Consider the following 14,702-nt stretch of genomic DNA (forward strand, 5'->3'; position numbering starts at 1 on the left):
GCGCTAGGTCCTGGAAGCGACCGGCAGGGCTTCGAGTAGCAAGTCGATCGCACAATCGACGGCGGCCGTGCGCCGATCCCTGGCGAAAAGCCCATACTGGACGGCAAACGGCTTCGGGACGCCTGACGAAGCGGGCAGCGCCCGCATCGTGCCCGCGCGCATCGCTTCCGGCGGAAGCAAGCCAATGCCGAGCCCGTTTTCAATTGCGGCTTGAAGCGCGGTGATGCTCTGGCTGGTAAAGGTGATCCGGTGTTCCCGGCCCTGGTCCGCCAGCGTCTCGATCATGCGTCGGCGCCAGAGGCAGGGCGCTGCGAAGGCGACGAGGTCGATCGGCCGCGTTTCGTCGAAAGCATAGTCCGTTGCGCAGACCCATTGCAGTTCGACGTTCCAGGTGGTGAGGGCATCGGCCGTGACCACCGAGGTTGGCACGACCATGATGTCGAGGTCGCCTTCGGGCCAGGTCTTTCCAAGCGCCACGCATTGCTCCACCACCACGTCCAGCCGAATCTCTTGGTAGCCGCGCCGCAGCCGCCCGAGCGCTTCGGGCAGCGCCGTCGTTGCCACTTCCTCGGCAAGCCCGACCCGGACGCCACCGCTCAAGTCTGCCTGCCGTAGCCGCGCCGCCGCTTCGTCGCCGAGTGCCAGCATGCGGGTCGCGTATCCGAGGAACAATTCGCCTTCGGGTGTCGGCACGACGCCGCGACCGGTGCGGGTGAAGAGTTGTCGGCCGAGCAGATCTTCGAGCCGGCGCATCTGCATGCTGAGCGCCGATTGCGTGCGGCCGCTCTGGGTAGCGACGCGGTTCAAGCTGCCCTGCCGGCACACCGCGACGAAGCTGCGCAGCAGGTCGATGCCGATCTGATCAGATATCATGAAGCTTGAACTCTGTTGTCATTGATATCAGCCTACTACGAGAACTCGTGTGTGGCTATCTATCAGATGTGACCAGCGAGGAAGGTGGGGCAGCATCAGGCAGATCGGCATCGACCGTCGCTTAGAGGCTGCCAAGACCAGCCAACTCAACCAGAGGAACAGATCCATGAAAGCCATCCGCGTGTATCAGCACGGCGGGCCTGATGTGCTCGCCTATGAAAGTGTCGACCTCGGTGAACCTGGCCCCGGCGAAGTGCGCGTGCGCAACCGGGCGATCGGCGTCAATTTCGTCGACGTCTACCTGCGCAACGGCGCCTACCCGCCGCCGCAGCTACCGTTCATCCCGGGCAAGGAAGGGGCGGGCGAGGTGATCTCCGTGGGTCCGGGCGTCGAGGGCTTCAAGCCGGGCGACCGTGTCGCCTATGCCGAGGCGCTCGGTGCCTATGCGGAGGAGCACAACGTGCCGGCGCGTGTCCTTGTCCATCTGCCTGAGGATATCGACTTCGAAACGGGTGCGGCCATGATGCTGAAGGGCCTGACGGCGCAATATCTCTTGCGCCGCACCTTCCGGGTCGAGGCCGGCCACACGATCCTCGTCCATGCGGCTGCCGGCGGCGTCGGCCTGATCCTGACGCAATGGGCGAAACATCTCGGCGCAACCGTCATAGGCACCGCTGGCTCGCCCGAAAAGGCCGAGCTGGCGCGGGGGAGTGGCGCCGACCATGTCATCGATTACAGCGCCGAGGATTTTGCTGCCCGCGTACGCGAGATCACCAAAGGCAAGGGGGTCGACGTCGTCTATGACAGCATCGGCAAGGCGACGTTCGAAGGTTCGCTCGATAGCCTGCGCCCCTTCGGTCACTTCGTCAGTTTCGGCGCCGCCTCCGGTCCGATCCCGCCCTTCGACATCACGACGCTGGCGCAGAAGGGCTCGCTTTACGCCACCTGGCCGTTGTTGCCGGCGCATCTGGCGCGGCGCGAGGATGTGTTTGCGATGAGCAAGGATCTCTTCGACACCGTCGCGAGCGGCGCCGTCAAGATCTCGGTGCACGCGCGTCTGCCGCTGGCCGAAGCAGCCGAGGCGCACCGCCGGCTCGAAGGACGCCAGACGACGGGCGCCATGGTGCTGTTGCCATAGCGCGGGCCACGTCCATCAGGTGCACTTGAGCCGATGGCCTAGTGAAGGGCGCCGATTGCGGCGCCCGCACCATCGAATAGGGAGGACCGGCTTTCGTCGATCCGGATCCCGACGGCTTCGCCGACGCGGAATGGCGTGTCGGCCGGCGCGCTGACATTGATCAGGCCGAGCCGGCCGGCACGAACGAAGACGCTCATATTGCCGCCGAGATATTCGCTCGCCTCGATGACGCCGCGGCAATGGCCGGTTTCCGGCGCCACCAGCGCCAGGTGTTCGGGCCTTGCCCCCAATTGCTCGGGTTCGGCCATCCCCGGCATGGGAAGTGCCAGATTGCCTTCGCCGCTCAGGTCGAGGCGACCGCCCTGGTCGCGTCGGCAGGGCAGGAGGTTCATCTTCGGGCTGCCGATGAACTGCGCGACGAAAAGGTTCGCCGGCCGTTCGTAGAGGTCTCTTGGGGTACCCTGCTGCATGATCCGCCCGTCTTTCATCACGACGATCCTGTCGGCCAGCGTCATCGCCTCCACCTGGTCATGGGTCACATAGATCATGGTGGCGCCGAGCGTGCGATGCAGCTTGGCGATCTCAAGCCGCATATCGACCCGCAACGCCGCATCGAGGTTCGAAAGCGGTTCATCGAAGAGGAAACCGACCGGCTCGCGCACGATCGCCCGCCCGATGGCAACGCGTTGGCGCTGGCCACCGGAGAGCTCCCTCGGGTAGCGGTCGAGCAGCGGCGTGAGCTTGAGCGTTTCTGCCGCTGCCTCGATCTTGGCCTTGGCGTTCGCCGTCGGCACCTTGGCGAGCCTCAGGCCGAAGCCCATGTTCTGTCGGACCGTCATATGCGGATAGAGCGCGTAGGACTGGAAAACCATGGCGAGCTGCCGATCGACCGGCGAAGCGGACGTCACATCCCGGCCATCGATCAGAATCTGCCCGGCGGTCGTCGCCTCCAGGCCGGCGATCATCCGTAAAAGCGTGGACTTGCCACAGCCGGAAGGCCCGACGATGACGACGAATTCGCCGTCGGCGATCTCGAGGTCGAGCTCCCGGATGATCTCTACTGCGCCATAGCGCTTGCCGGCATTCTTCAGCGAAATCGTACCCATGCGTATCTCCTGGAATATCAACCCTTGACGGCGCCGGCGGTCATCGATCCGCTGATCTGGCGGTACATGACAAGGCCGAGCAGCATTGGCGGCAGAGCGCCGACGATCATCACGGCGGAGGCGACGCCCCACTGCACGCCGCCGCCGCTTGCGGCGAAGAAGAAGGATGCGCCGACCGTGACCGGCACCGCCTTGGAGGTCGTCAGCATCAGGCCGAAGAGGAACTCGTTCCAGGCGGTGATGAAGCCGAAGATCAGGCTGGTGACGATCGCCGGCCGGCAGAGCGGTGTCACGACCTTGATGAGGACCTGCGTGCGGTTCGCGCCGTCCATGAGAGCAGCCTCGTCGAGTTCCGCGGGCAGGTCACGGATGGCATTGACGAGAATGACGAGTGCCAGCGGCAGATTGACGATCGTGAGGATCAGCCCCAGCCCGAGGCGCGTATCGAGCAGCGCCAGCCACTGGAACATCATGTAGAGCGGGATCGCGAAGATAATGAGCGGCACGGCGCGCAGATTGACGATGAAGGGCAGAAGCGTGCGTTCGCCGATCCTGCCGCGAGCGATCGCGTAGGCCGCCGGTAGCGCCAGTGCCACGGCAAGCACCGTGCCCATCAGCGCCACGGCGAGGCTGTTGAACAGATAAAGGAAGATGTTCAGCCGGTCGGAGACCTCAAAGACGGTGCGGTAGTTATCGAATGTCGGGGCCTGTACCCAGAGACCGGGATTGCCAGAGAGCTCGCGCGCGCTCTTGAACGAAGTGGAAAGCGTCACTAGCACCGGAAAATTCAAGGCGATGGCGGCAATGGCGAAAACGAACCAACGGAGCGCTGAGATCATCGCTTGGCTCCTTTCCGCCGGCTGGCGAGAGCGTTGAGGCCGTAGAGCACGGCGAATGAGGCGACGAACAGGACGACCGAGGCGGCAACCGCCTTGCCGATGGCGCCCTGTTTGAAGAAGGCTTCGTAGATGTAGATCGACAATGATGCCGTCGATCCCCCCGGGCCGCTGCCGGTCAGCACATAGACGTTGTCGAAGACCCGGAAGCCGTCGATGAAGCGGATGAGCAAGGCTGCGGCGATCGTCGGCCCCATCATGGGCAGTTCAATGAACCACAGGCGCTGCAGGCCTCGTGCCCCATCCATGGCGGATGCTTCGGCAATCTCGGAGGGGATCGCCTGATAGGCCATGTAGAAAAGCAGCAGCGTGAACGGTGTCCACTGCAGCGTCTCAACGACGACCAGGGTCCAGAAGGCCGAGCCAGGCCCAAGGAACGAGATGCTGGCCCCAAAATAGGTCCAGAGATAATAAGGCACCGGACCGACGAATTCGTGCAGGACAAGGCGGTACATGAGGCCGACCAGTGCCGGCGCGACCATCAGCGGCAGCATCAGGATCGCTATCAGCCAGCTGCGCTTTTCGATCAGCGGCGACAGGAAGATCGCGAGAAACAGGCCGAGCAGACATTCGAGAATGGCGGTCAGCAGGCCGAAGCGCAGCGAGAACCAGCTCGCCTGCCAGAAGGCTGCATCGCTCCAGACCGAGAGAAAGTTCGTGAGCCCAGTGAACTTCGGTTGGCGCAGCGTCTCGAAGGAGACCTCGGAGACTGAATAGATCAGATTGACGAGCGCCGGGAACCCCAGGAACACGAGCAGGAAGAGGACGAGCGGCGTGGCGAGCCGCCGGAACTCAGGGGCATTGGATTGCGGTCTGGCTGTCGTCATGGCACCGATCTGTGTCTGTTGTCGGACGGGTAAGGTGACGGAAGGTGTTTCCTCGACCCTCTTTCCCGTGCCTGTTACAGGAGCCCTAGCCAACCCAAACCCTTGAGCTGAAAAGGCTCTTCCGCACCGCGGACGCGGCGCACCTGGATCCCGTGTAGAGCACTGGCATGAGGGGCGGAGAAGCTTCCCTCGGTACCCGCTTGTCGTGCAGGGTTGCGGCTTCCTGGTGGATGCCGCAACCCTTTCACTTACTTCAGCAGGTCCGCCATGCCCTTTTCGGTATTGGCGAGCGCATCGTCGATCGACTGCTGGCCGGACCAGTAGCCGGTGAACTCCTTGGCCTGCAGTTCGTAGACCGACAACGCCTTGGCTGAGGTGGCACCGTTCATGACGTAACCATACTTGCCGGCGAATTCGCCGAGCTTGACCAGGTCAGGCCGGGCGTCTGCGACCTCGGCGACCACCTCCGGCGTCAGGGCCGGTGCGCCGTTGTTCTTGGCGTAGATCAGCGCGGCTTCCTTGGAGGAAAGCCACTTCAGGAACTTGCCGGCGCCTTCCTTGTTTTCGGCATTCTTGTTGAGACCGAAACCGAGGCCGTGGATATGGGTGAAGCGTCCTTCCGGACCTGCAGGTGGCGCGACCGTTTCGGTCACATCGGCCACGGCAGGGGATTTCTCCTTGCTGGTCAGATCGCCGGCTGCCGCATTCCATTGCAACATGGCGGCGACCTGGCCGGATGCAAAGGCGGCGTTCGCCTCGGCAAACTCGTAGGATAGCGAGTCCTTCGGCGTCGCGCCGTTGTCATATAGCAGCTTGTAGATCTCGAGGCCCTTGCGATAGGCATCGGAATTCACGGTGATCTTGCCGCTGTCGTCCATCCAGTTCGCACCATAGGCGCGCGGTACCGACTGCCAGACCATGATGTTGAACAGCAGGTTCTTGAGCTGCAGCACCGTGCCATAGCGGGTCGGGCTGTCCGGGTTGACGGCCTGGGTGAAATAGAGCGCGGTGGCGGCGTAATCGTCCCAGATCCACTCGTCCGGGGTCTTCGGCTCCAGCTTCTTGCCGAGGTACTTCTCCGAGATTTCGGCATATTTCGCCTTGCCGGCGTCATCCTTCAGCAGGGCCTCGATCAGGTCCTTGCGGAAGTACATGAAGTGCAGCGAGAGATCGGTCGGCACGCCATATTGCTTGCCCTGGTACTGCATGGTCGACAGGACGGAGTCTCCATAGACCGCCTTGGCTTCGCTAGAGAGCTCGACCGGCTCCATGAACGGTGCGTAACGGCCGATCGAATAGGTGGCGAGCAGGTTGAGATCGAAGGCCTTCGAGCCGGCGGCGAGGTCGGCCTGCAGTTTGTCCCAGAAGCCGTCGCGGTTGAAGAACAGAAGTTCGACCTTGTCGTTCTCGGCAACGTCGGACTTGGCGTTGTAGGCGTCGGCGGCGGCGCGCAGCGCCACTTCTTCGGGGCCGCCTGGCCAGCCGAGTACGGTTACTTCCGCAAGCGCCGGGGTGGCGGCGAGCAGGCCCGCAATGCTCGCTGCCGCGAGCAGCGCACGTCTTGTCGTGGTCGCAAATGTCATCTTTGGTTCTCCCTCAAGTTTTGTTGACGCTCTGCAAGATCAGCAATGCCGATCACCCCTGCATTCTCCCCAAGGGCGGCGGCATGTAGCGATGGACGAAGTCGTGACGGCACCGGTTCCAGTGCGCGTTCGACGGCGGCGAGATAGCCTTCGGCCAGACCGATGCTGCCGCCGATGACGATGCGTCTCGGGTCCAGCGCGAGCTGGATGTTGCGGCAGAGCAGAGCGGTTCGCCCTGCGGATGTTTCGATCGTGCGCTTGGCCCAGTCGTGTCCGTCGCGAGCGGCGGCGAAGACGTCCCGCGCGGTGGCGCCCGATTGGTGGGGCGCTGCCTGCCCGGCGATCCAGTGGCCCGATACGTGATCTTCGAGGGTGTCACCAGGCCACTCGGCGCTGCGCGACTGGCCGAAGTGTCCGGCGAGCCCTCCGAGCAGGCGCCCATTCAGGACGATGCCCCCACCGATACCAGTGGAGATCGTCAGGAAAACCATGTCTTCGCGGTTGCCTGCGCCAAAGGCATATTCACCCCAGGCTGCCGCGTGGGCGTCGTTTGCAGCCAGCACCGGCACGCCTGCCAGCCGCTCGATCGTTTCCGTCAGCGCAAAGGCATCGGGGATATCGAGCGTCTTGCGGTTGAGCGCCGACCAATGGCCGTTATCGACAATGCCGGTGACCGCGGCGCCGACCGAGCCGTAGGCACCGCGCCAGGACGCGATCGCCCCAAAGAGTGCGGCAAGCCACTGCGCCGGATCGCCTTCGCCGGGCGTCGGCATCCGCAGCGTGTCGACGATTTCAGTTCCCCGCACGAGAGCGGCCAGCATCTTCGTGCCGCCGACATCGATCGCGAGAACGGTTTGGGTCTGCGCCATTTTCAGGCCTCGTTTCCGGCAAGCGTTTCGTCGAGCGCCTGCCTGAACCACGACGTCACGTGCTCGGGCCGCGTGATCGCGGAGCCGACGACAACGGTGAAGGCGCCGGCCTGAAGCGCCCGAGCGGCCTGTTCGGGCGTCCGCACGCAGCCTTCGGCGACCACGTGAGGGGTCAGCTTGCGCATGGCAGCGATGAGGGCGAAGTCCGGTTCCGTCGGCTCGACCGGTCCTGTGTAACCGGCAAGGGTGGAGCCGACAATTTCTGCGCCTTCGGTAAGCGCGCGCTCGGCGTCGGCAATGACCGAGCAATCGGCCATGGCGATCTTGCCGGCGGCGTGGATACGCTCAATCAGCGCCTTGGTCGCGACCGGGCGTTCACGGGCAGTGGCATCATAGGCGATGATATCGGCGCCGGCTGCCGCCAGAGCATCGACGTCCTCGATGAAGGGGGTGATGCGGATCGGCGACGTCTCCAGGTCGCGCTTGACGAGGCCGATGATCGCACGATCAGTCGCCTGGCGAACGGCGCGAACATAGTCTGCGGATTCGATGCGGAGGGCGGTGGCGCCGCCGTCGAGCGCGGCCATGGCGAAACCGACAACCATGGCAGCGTTGTCCATAACGCCGCCCTTCACCGGTTGGCAGGAAACGATCAGACCGTGCTTGAGGCTATGGATATCGAAGGTCACGCAGGCTCTCCCAATGGAGGCCTCACGGTAGCAGTGCAAGACCAGATTGCAACAGGAATTATACTGGTATTATCGCATCAGTTCGATGACGAAGTCGTAGACGTCGCCCCGGTACTTGGTCTGGGTGAACTCGACGATCTGCCCGTCTGCCAGGAAACAACGCCGCTCCATGACCAGCAGGCTGGTATCTTCGGGCGTTTCGAGCAGGCGCCGCTCCTCCTCGCTCGCGGGCTTTGCCTGCATGCGCTGCAGCGCCCGGACGGGAAGGGCGCCGTGGGCGGCGAGATACTCGTACAGTGATGCGCCGATTGCACCGGGATCCGGCACGAAACGGGCGGGGAGCGATGCCGTTTCGATTGCGATCGGGGTGTCGTTGGCGGTTCTCAGGCGCCGGAGGCGCACGATTTTTTCTCCCGCCGGAATGCCGAGCGCCATCATTTCGGCGGGTGACGGGCGGCTGATTTCGCGCGAAATCCAGGTGCAGCCGGGCTCGAGGCCGCGCGAGCGCATATCTTCGGAAAAGCTCGTCATCGTCGCCAGCGACTTCTCGACGCGTGAGGAGACCACGGTCTTCGCTCCTTGCCGGCGGTCAAGGAGGCCATCGGCGACAAGGCCTTCGATGGCCTTGCGCACGGTCACGCGCGAGATGGATAGGCCCTCGCTCAAGTCCCGTTCGCTGGGGATGACTGCGCCGCGGCGCAATGTCGACGCGTTGATCGCCTGCTTGATCGCCTCTTCCAGTCGACGGTAGAGCGGCTCGCCGCTATCGCCCGACATGGCGCGCGCAAGAAAATCGAGAGTTGCCTGATCGCTCATGAGGATCACCTTTTCGAGATGAGTCCTTATGCAAAATTTTTCGTCGGTTTTAAACTGGTATTATCAACGAGCGTCGCTAGGCGCGCCAAACTCCCGTCTTGGCGCCGATCCGGCGGCGAGTGCCGGGGTGCCCGGCGACAGGCACAGCATGGAGTCGCCACCGATCTCCACTCAGTTTGCCTGGTCGCCTTCGATTTTTCCGGGTGCGCCCAGCCGGTTCTCGGCACGGGTAACCGCCAGGCTGTCGGCAGGGCTTCCCGACGGATCGCCGTCGCCGAACACATCCATGGTGCAGGTGTGCAGAATGGTGGTGGGCTCACCCGTGTGGTTCCACATCGTGTGGGTGCGCAGTGAAGGAAAGTGGGCAGAATCGCCCGGTTCCAGCACCACGCGCTCGCCGTCCACCTCCAGCGTCAAAGCCCCCTGGAGAATGAAGAAGATCTCTTCGCCTTCGTGCGACATCGGTTCGCTGCGGTGACCGGGTGGCTCGTGGATGATGGTGCTCCTCAGCACATTTCCGGGAAAGGAGGCGGAGAGCCGCTCGTAGGAGACGGCATTGCCGCCTTCTCCACCCAGCCCATAGATCGGCCGGTGTTCGCGGCGGGTGAAAGGTGTTGCGACTTTCGGTGGATTGAGGAAGCTGCCGGCCTCGACCTTCAGCGTCCGGCAGACGGCGATCAGCGAGGTCAGCGAGGGGACGGTGATGCCGCGCTCGATCTGCGAAATGAAGCCGACGGAAAAGCCTGCCTCGTTGGCGACCTCCTGAAGCGTCATTTTCAGTGTCTTGCGCCGTTGACGCAGGCGATCACCGAGCGATGGCGCCTCAGCCTCGCCGGTCGATGCACCGCTGGCATGTTCCGTCGTCACTATCTGTCCCCTTATCGTCTCTCCTCAAGCTAGGGTGTGCCCGGATTTCCTGTCAATCGATTTTAGGTATCCTAAAAACCGCGATGACAGCGGCAGCCGGAAACGGCGAGGGGGCAAGCCCTTGGCGGAAGGTCGCCAAGGGTGAACGGCGAGCGTTGTGCTGCCATCTCAGGAACTGCCGCGCGGTTGCTCCACGGTCGCCGCCACGATCCGACGTACGATCGGAAGGACCACGAGCAAGCTCGGGAACGCGACCAGCCAGGAAAAGATCCAAGCCTTGAGCCAAAGTGACAGCATGTCCGATTGAAGGCCGCTGCCGCTCGCCGTCGAGACGAAGGAGACGATGGCGGACATCAGCACGGAAAGGACCAGTGGCATGACGATTCCCTGATATCGATGTGGAAGTTTCTTTGGCATGCTGGTGAACTCCAGGGCTTTGCAGGGATGGGGATGTCCGTCGGTATGGCGCCGGACCGTCCTTGTGGCTAGGCGTGTGTCAATTCACGGATGAAGCTTTCGAGGCTACGGGGGGCGCGCTGAAGCGCTGCGCGAAGTGTCAGGCTGTTTCCGCCGAGGCCGACCTGCGAATAATGGGCGTGGACCTTCGCCAGCAGTTCCAGTTGATGGTCGCTGTACTTGCTGCGGATCGGTGCTGCCCATTCATGAAAGCTGATGGTTCCGGCAACGATCGGTCGCCCGAGTGCCTCGCTCATCATCCGGACGATTTCCTCGCGATCGTGCCGGCCCTCGGCGCAAAGTTCGAGCGTCGCATAGGCAAGGCGATCCTCGGTGAGTGCGATCGCCGCGACTTCGGCGACGTCGCGGTAGTCGACACGGGCAATGCGCGTCGACGCGGGAAAAGGTTCGGCGAAGGTGCCGGTTGCAAGCACGCTCGCCCAAGCCGCACGCAGGTTCTGCATGAAATTGGCCGGATGCAGGACGGTGTATTCGAGCGGCGAGGAATAGAGCGCGTCCTCCACCGGGATCTTTGCCGCATGGTTCTTAAGCCGCACATTGGTCGGCTGGATGACCGAGGAGAAGACGAACTTCCTGACGCCGGCGCGAACGGCGGCTTCGACCATCGACACGCCCATCGCCGCTTCATCCGGTGCGAAGGCCGGCCCAATATGAAAGACCCCGTTAGCGCCCTCGATCGCCCGGTCGAGGCTTTCCCGGTCGCGCAGATCGCCAATGGCGATCTCGGATGCGCCGAGCGTTCGCGCAAGGGCGCCCTGCGCTTCGTCGCGGATCAGGGCGCGAACCGCTGCGCCGCGCCGCGCAAGTTCAGGGACAACGAGGCCGGCGAAACGGCCGGTGGCGCCGACGACGAGGATGGTGTTGGAGCGCGGGTTCATCCGGGCCTGCCTTTCGTGCGATCGAGGTGACCAGCTCAAACTAATGATGCGTAATAAATAGGACAATTGGTGCAGACTGTGATTTATTCTCCCGAAAATCGGGATTATAGCATGAGCCGCATCGAAGACCTGGAAGCCTTTCTGGCCATCGTCGAACAGGGTAGCCTGACGGCCGCGGCGAAACGGCTGGGGCGTCCGCTCCAGACAATCAGCCGGTCGCTCGCCATGCTCGAAGCCGATGTCGGTGTGGAATTGGTGCATCGGACCACCCGCCGCTCGATGCCGAGCGAGGCGGGCGAGAGCTTCTATCTGCGCATCAAGCCGGCAGTCGAGGAGATCCACGAGGCGCGCGAGGAAGCGGCACAACGCCGCTTCGAGCCATCAGGTATCCTGCGTCTCGGGGCGCCCAATCTGTTTGCGCCGCGGTTCCTGATGCCCGTCATTGCCGAATACATGGCGAAGTATCCTGAGGTGGAGGTCGATCTCGACCTTTCCGACGCCTTCGTCGATCTCGCCGGGGGTGGACTCGATCTGGTCGTGCGGATTGGGGATCTCCAGGATTCAGGTTTGACCGGCAAGCGCCTGGGCGCGCTTCGTCGCGTCGTCTTCGGCTCGCCTGCCTATTTCGCCCGCTTCGGCCGGCCTTTGCATCCGCTGGATCTGGCTGAGCACAGTTGCGTCACGCGCACCGGTGACGAGCGACCCGGCGCGTGGATGTTCACCATCGACGGCCGCGCGCGTGCAATCAAGGTGAGTGGTGCGTTTCGAACCAACTCGATGAACGCGATCTATTCGGCGGTGGAGGAGGGACTTGGTCTTGGCTATTCACCGCTCTGGCAGATCAAGCACCTGATCGACGCGGGCAAGGTGGAGCTCGTGCTGGTGGACTTCGAGCCCGCCCCGGTGCCGATCCATGCGCTCTGGCTGGAGGGGCGGAGCCCTTCGGCAAAAATCCGCTACTTCCTCGATCTGCTCGGAGAGCGGCTGAAACTCGACCGCCTCTGAGCGGGGCAGGGCCGCTTTCTGCCGACCCTCGCCTTGAGGCGTGACGCCCCTACTTTGAGAATTTCTTGGCGCCGGCGACGCACAGCACGATTGCGCCGGTCGCAGCCAGCATGCTCCAGCTGACGGGTTCGCCGAGAAGCGTCGCGGCGAGCGCCAGGCCGAAGAAGGGCTGCAGCAATTGCAGCTGTCCGACGCCGGCGACGCCGCCGAGCGCGAGGCCGCGATACCAGAAAACGAAGCCAACGAGCATGCTGAAGATCGAGACATAGGCAAGACCTGTCCAGGCGCCGTTCGTGACGGTCGCGAAGGAGGCTGGCAGCGTGAAAAGCGTGAGCGCGAGCATGATCGGCAGCGACAGGACGAGTGCCCAGCAGATCACCTGCCAGCCGCCGAGCTTGCGCGAAAGGCTGGCCCCTTCGGCATAGCCGAGGCCGCACACGATGACGGCGCCGAGCATCAGGAGGTCGCCGACAGGGGAGGCGGCAAAACCCTGCACCAGCGCAAAGCCGACGACAGCAGCACTTCCGAGCGACGAAAAGAGCCAGAAGGCCGGACGCGGCCGCTCCCCTGCGCGCAACACGCCGAAGATTGCGGTTGCCAACGGTAGAAGTCCGACGAAGACGATCAGATGCGCCGAGGTGACATGCTGCAGGGCCAGCGCGGTCAGCAACGGAAAGCCAAGCACGACGCCGAAGGCGACGATCGCCAGCGAAACGAGGTCGGTCTTCGCCGGGCGCGGCTGGCGGAAAACGAGAAGCAGCAGGAGCCCGAGCAGGCCGGCGATCGCCGCGCGCGCCACGGTCAGAAACACCGGATCGAAATCCATGACTGCGACGCGTGTTGCAGGGAGCGATCCGCTGAAGATCAGCACCCCGAGAAAACCGCTCATCCAACCGTCTGCCGTCTTGTCCATAGCATTCTCCTTTTTCGTCTGTATCGGTCGGAGAGGCTGGCCTCGCCAGAGACAATACGGTACAGTTTTGCAAAACTGTATTGGATGGATGAGCGGTACGGATGACGATTCAGGAGTTGGAGATGGGCAGCGAAACGCTGCTCGAAGGTGTGATGGCGACCATCAGGCAGCGGATCGCGGGGCGCATCCTGACGCCGGGGGCGAAGCTTCCATCGATCCGTGCCTTCGCCAACACCATGCGCGTTTCGAAATCCACCGTCGTCGAAGCCTATGAACGGCTGGTGGCCGAAGGCGTCATTCGCTCGAAGCCCGGCGCCGGTTTCTTCGTCGCCGCGCCGCTGGCTCCCCTGTCTTTGGCCGAGATCGGGCCGCGGCTTGACCGGGCCGTCGATCCGCTCTGGGTGTCGCGCCAGGCGCTGGAAACGGGCGGCAGCGTGCTGAAGCCGGGCTGCGGCTGGCTGCCGCCGAGCTGGATGCCCGAGACCGCAATTCGACGCGCGCTCAAGTCTGCGGCCAAATTGGAGGCAAGCGGGCTGACCGACTACGGAACGCCACTTGGCCATCGGCCTCTTCGCCAGCTTCTGGCACGACGTCTCGGCGAACATGGCGTCGAAGCATCTCCCGACCAGATCATCCTGACGGAATCGGGAACGCAGGCGATCGACCTTCTCTGCCGTTTCCTGATTGAGCCCGGCGATACGGTCGTGGTCGACGATCCCTGCTATTTCAACTTCCACGCCTTGCTGCGCGCCCATCGGGCCGAGGTGGTGAGCGTGCCCTATACGCCCACGGGGCCGGACCTCGAAAAATTTGCCGAGGTGCTGACGGCGTATCGACCGCGCATCTACATTACCAATTCCGCGCTTCACAATCCGACCAGCGCCACGCTTTCCCCCGTCGTCGCTCACCGCCTGCTCAAGCTTGCCGAGCAGGCGGGTCTCACGATCGTCGAGGATGATATCTTCGCGGATTTCGAGCATACGCCCGCGCCGCGGCTCGCCGCCTTCGACGGGCTCGATCGTGTCGTGCAGATCGGCAGTTTCTCCAAGACCCTTTCCGCTTCCATTCGCTGCGGTTTCATCGCCGCACCGCGCGACTGGATAGAAGGGCTCATCGACCTGAAGATCGCCACCACATTCGGCGGGCCGAGCCTTGCGGCAGAACTGGTCTTTTCGATGCTGAAGGATGGCAGCTACCGCAAGCACATGGAGGCGCTGCGCCAGCGCCTGGCGCGGGCGATGAGCGAAACGGCGGTGCGCCTCGGTGATGTCGGCATCACGCCGTGGATCGAGCCGCAGGCCGGAATGTTCCTCTGGTGCCATTTGCCCGAGGGTATCGATGCGGCCGAGGTGGCGCAGAAGGCGCTGCAGCAGGAGATCGTGCTGGCACCCGGAAATGTCTTCAGCCATGCCGGCACGGCCAACGGCTTCCTGCGCTTCAATGTCTCTCAGTGCGAAGACGAGCGGCTTTTCAGGGTTCTGCCCGCGATCATGCGCCAGTGCGATCCTGCGCGCTCGGGCTGAGTAGACCGGCATTTTGCACCCAGTTGCACGTTTTGAAGGCAATCGCCGGCGCTATTTGGGGATGGGCCGTTGATCCCAACCTGGCCGGCGTTATTTGCCGCGGAGTCGGGCAGGTTTTGCCTATTTTTTGCGCAATTCGCTTCTTCCTTGCGCTGTTGCATTGGCGCGCTGGCGATCGCCCGTGCCGCCAATGGCTCTTTTCTCCAGATTTTCCGACTGAATCCGAATTGGCACGATTAATG

15 protein-coding genes are annotated in these 14,702 nt (G+C 63.4%); 3 read left to right on the forward strand and 12 right to left on the reverse strand.

All coding sequences use genetic code 11. The annotated features are described in order from the left end of the window. Positions 1-3: 3 nt before the first annotated feature. Positions 4-873: a LysR substrate-binding domain-containing protein gene (locus tag LAC81_RS31080; protein WP_223728500.1), complete on the reverse strand. Its 870-nt coding sequence runs from the start codon at positions 871-873 to the stop codon at positions 4-6. A 166-nt stretch (positions 874-1,039) separates the two neighbouring features. Between LAC81_RS31080 and LAC81_RS31085 the strand changes: the two genes are divergently transcribed. Then, positions 1,040-2,011 (forward strand): quinone oxidoreductase family protein, encoded by a 972-nt coding sequence (locus LAC81_RS31085; protein WP_223728501.1) that lies wholly within the window; start codon positions 1,040-1,042, stop codon positions 2,009-2,011. 38 nt (positions 2,012-2,049) lie between these two features. On the opposite strand, the gene LAC81_RS31090 is transcribed toward LAC81_RS31085, so the two are convergent. The 10 genes from LAC81_RS31090 to LAC81_RS31135 form a co-directional block, all read right to left on the reverse strand. Further along, positions 2,050-3,117, reverse strand: a complete 1,068-nt coding sequence (locus LAC81_RS31090) for an ABC transporter ATP-binding protein (RefSeq protein ID WP_223728502.1) — start codon at positions 3,115-3,117, stop codon at positions 2,050-2,052. A gap of 17 nt (positions 3,118-3,134) precedes the next feature. Continuing rightward, positions 3,135-3,956: a carbohydrate ABC transporter permease gene (locus LAC81_RS31095; RefSeq protein WP_223728503.1), complete on the reverse strand. Its 822-nt coding sequence runs from the start codon at positions 3,954-3,956 to the stop codon at positions 3,135-3,137. Next, positions 3,953-4,840, reverse strand: coding sequence for a carbohydrate ABC transporter permease (locus LAC81_RS31100; RefSeq protein WP_223728504.1), 888 nt, complete (start codon positions 4,838-4,840; stop codon positions 3,953-3,955). The genes LAC81_RS31095 and LAC81_RS31100 overlap by 4 nt, the downstream gene beginning before the upstream one ends. A gap of 248 nt (positions 4,841-5,088) precedes the next feature. Then, positions 5,089-6,423, reverse strand: coding sequence for an extracellular solute-binding protein (locus tag LAC81_RS31105; RefSeq protein WP_223728505.1), 1,335 nt, complete (start codon positions 6,421-6,423; stop codon positions 5,089-5,091). Continuing rightward, positions 6,420-7,292 carry an ROK family protein gene (locus LAC81_RS31110; RefSeq protein ID WP_223728506.1) on the reverse strand — a complete coding sequence of 291 codons (873 nt, stop codon included), beginning with the start codon at positions 7,290-7,292 and terminating at the stop codon, positions 6,420-6,422. The genes LAC81_RS31105 and LAC81_RS31110 overlap by 4 nt, the downstream gene beginning before the upstream one ends. Positions 7,293-7,294: 2 nt before the next feature. Continuing rightward, positions 7,295-7,981, reverse strand: coding sequence for an N-acetylmannosamine-6-phosphate 2-epimerase (locus tag LAC81_RS31115; RefSeq protein ID WP_223728507.1), 687 nt, complete (start codon positions 7,979-7,981; stop codon positions 7,295-7,297). A 69-nt stretch (positions 7,982-8,050) separates the two neighbouring features. Then, positions 8,051-8,797: a GntR family transcriptional regulator gene (locus LAC81_RS31120; RefSeq protein WP_223728508.1), complete on the reverse strand. Its 747-nt coding sequence runs from the start codon at positions 8,795-8,797 to the stop codon at positions 8,051-8,053. Positions 8,798-8,968: 171 nt separating this feature from the next. After that, a complete protein-coding gene (locus tag LAC81_RS31125) occupies positions 8,969-9,664 on the reverse strand; it encodes a helix-turn-helix domain-containing protein (protein WP_223728509.1) in 696 nt (231 codons plus the stop codon). Positions 9,665-9,832: 168 nt separating this feature from the next. Then, entirely contained in the window at positions 9,833-10,081 is a 249-nt protein-coding gene (locus LAC81_RS31130; protein WP_223728510.1) for a DUF2798 domain-containing protein, read from the reverse strand. 68 nt (positions 10,082-10,149) lie between these two features. Next, a complete protein-coding gene (locus LAC81_RS31135) occupies positions 10,150-11,019 on the reverse strand; it encodes an NmrA/HSCARG family protein (RefSeq protein ID WP_223728511.1) in 870 nt (289 codons plus the stop codon). A 111-nt stretch (positions 11,020-11,130) separates the two neighbouring features. On the opposite strand from LAC81_RS31135, the gene LAC81_RS31140 reads away from it, so the two are divergent. Further along, complete coding sequence (locus LAC81_RS31140) at positions 11,131-12,024, forward strand: LysR family transcriptional regulator (protein ID WP_223728512.1); 894 nt, start codon at positions 11,131-11,133, stop codon at positions 12,022-12,024. A gap of 49 nt (positions 12,025-12,073) precedes the next feature. Here LAC81_RS31140 and LAC81_RS31145 read toward each other — a convergent pair whose 3' ends face one another. Continuing rightward, positions 12,074-12,937 carry a DMT family transporter gene (locus tag LAC81_RS31145; protein WP_223728513.1) on the reverse strand — a complete coding sequence of 288 codons (864 nt, stop codon included), beginning with the start codon at positions 12,935-12,937 and terminating at the stop codon, positions 12,074-12,076. A 122-nt stretch (positions 12,938-13,059) separates the two neighbouring features. Between LAC81_RS31145 and LAC81_RS31150 the strand changes: the two genes are divergently transcribed. Next, positions 13,060-14,460 carry a PLP-dependent aminotransferase family protein gene (locus LAC81_RS31150; RefSeq protein ID WP_223728514.1) on the forward strand — a complete coding sequence of 467 codons (1,401 nt, stop codon included), beginning with the start codon at positions 13,060-13,062 and terminating at the stop codon, positions 14,458-14,460. Positions 14,461-14,702 lie beyond the last annotated feature (242 nt).

It is taken from the genome of Ensifer adhaerens, from assembly GCF_020035535.1.
Classification (GTDB): domain Bacteria; phylum Pseudomonadota; class Alphaproteobacteria; order Rhizobiales; family Rhizobiaceae; genus Ensifer.

Excerpts from the sequence above, each read along its gene's own strand:
- LAC81_RS31080 (WP_223728500.1), bottom strand. The coding sequence starts at position 873 with ATGATATCTGATCAGATCGGCATCGACCTGCTGCGCAGCTTCGTCGCG.
- LAC81_RS31085 (WP_223728501.1), top strand. The coding sequence starts at position 1,040 with ATGAAAGCCATCCGCGTGTATCAGCACGGCGGGCCTGATGTGCTCGCC.
- LAC81_RS31090 (WP_223728502.1), bottom strand. The coding sequence starts at position 3,117 with ATGGGTACGATTTCGCTGAAGAATGCCGGCAAGCGCTATGGCGCAGTA.
- LAC81_RS31095 (WP_223728503.1), bottom strand. The coding sequence starts at position 3,956 with ATGATCTCAGCGCTCCGTTGGTTCGTTTTCGCCATTGCCGCCATCGCC.
- LAC81_RS31100 (WP_223728504.1), bottom strand. The coding sequence starts at position 4,840 with ATGACGACAGCCAGACCGCAATCCAATGCCCCTGAGTTCCGGCGGCTC.
- LAC81_RS31105 (WP_223728505.1), bottom strand. The coding sequence starts at position 6,423 with ATGACATTTGCGACCACGACAAGACGTGCGCTGCTCGCGGCAGCGAGC.
- LAC81_RS31110 (WP_223728506.1), bottom strand. The coding sequence starts at position 7,292 with ATGGCGCAGACCCAAACCGTTCTCGCGATCGATGTCGGCGGCACGAAG.
- LAC81_RS31120 (WP_223728508.1), bottom strand. The coding sequence starts at position 8,797 with ATGAGCGATCAGGCAACTCTCGATTTTCTTGCGCGCGCCATGTCGGGC.
- LAC81_RS31130 (WP_223728510.1), bottom strand. The coding sequence starts at position 10,081 with ATGCCAAAGAAACTTCCACATCGATATCAGGGAATCGTCATGCCACTG.
- LAC81_RS31135 (WP_223728511.1), bottom strand. The coding sequence starts at position 11,019 with ATGAACCCGCGCTCCAACACCATCCTCGTCGTCGGCGCCACCGGCCGT.
- LAC81_RS31140 (WP_223728512.1), top strand. The coding sequence starts at position 11,131 with ATGAGCCGCATCGAAGACCTGGAAGCCTTTCTGGCCATCGTCGAACAG.
- LAC81_RS31145 (WP_223728513.1), bottom strand. The coding sequence starts at position 12,937 with ATGGACAAGACGGCAGACGGTTGGATGAGCGGTTTTCTCGGGGTGCTG.
- LAC81_RS31150 (WP_223728514.1), top strand. The coding sequence starts at position 13,060 with ATGGGCAGCGAAACGCTGCTCGAAGGTGTGATGGCGACCATCAGGCAG.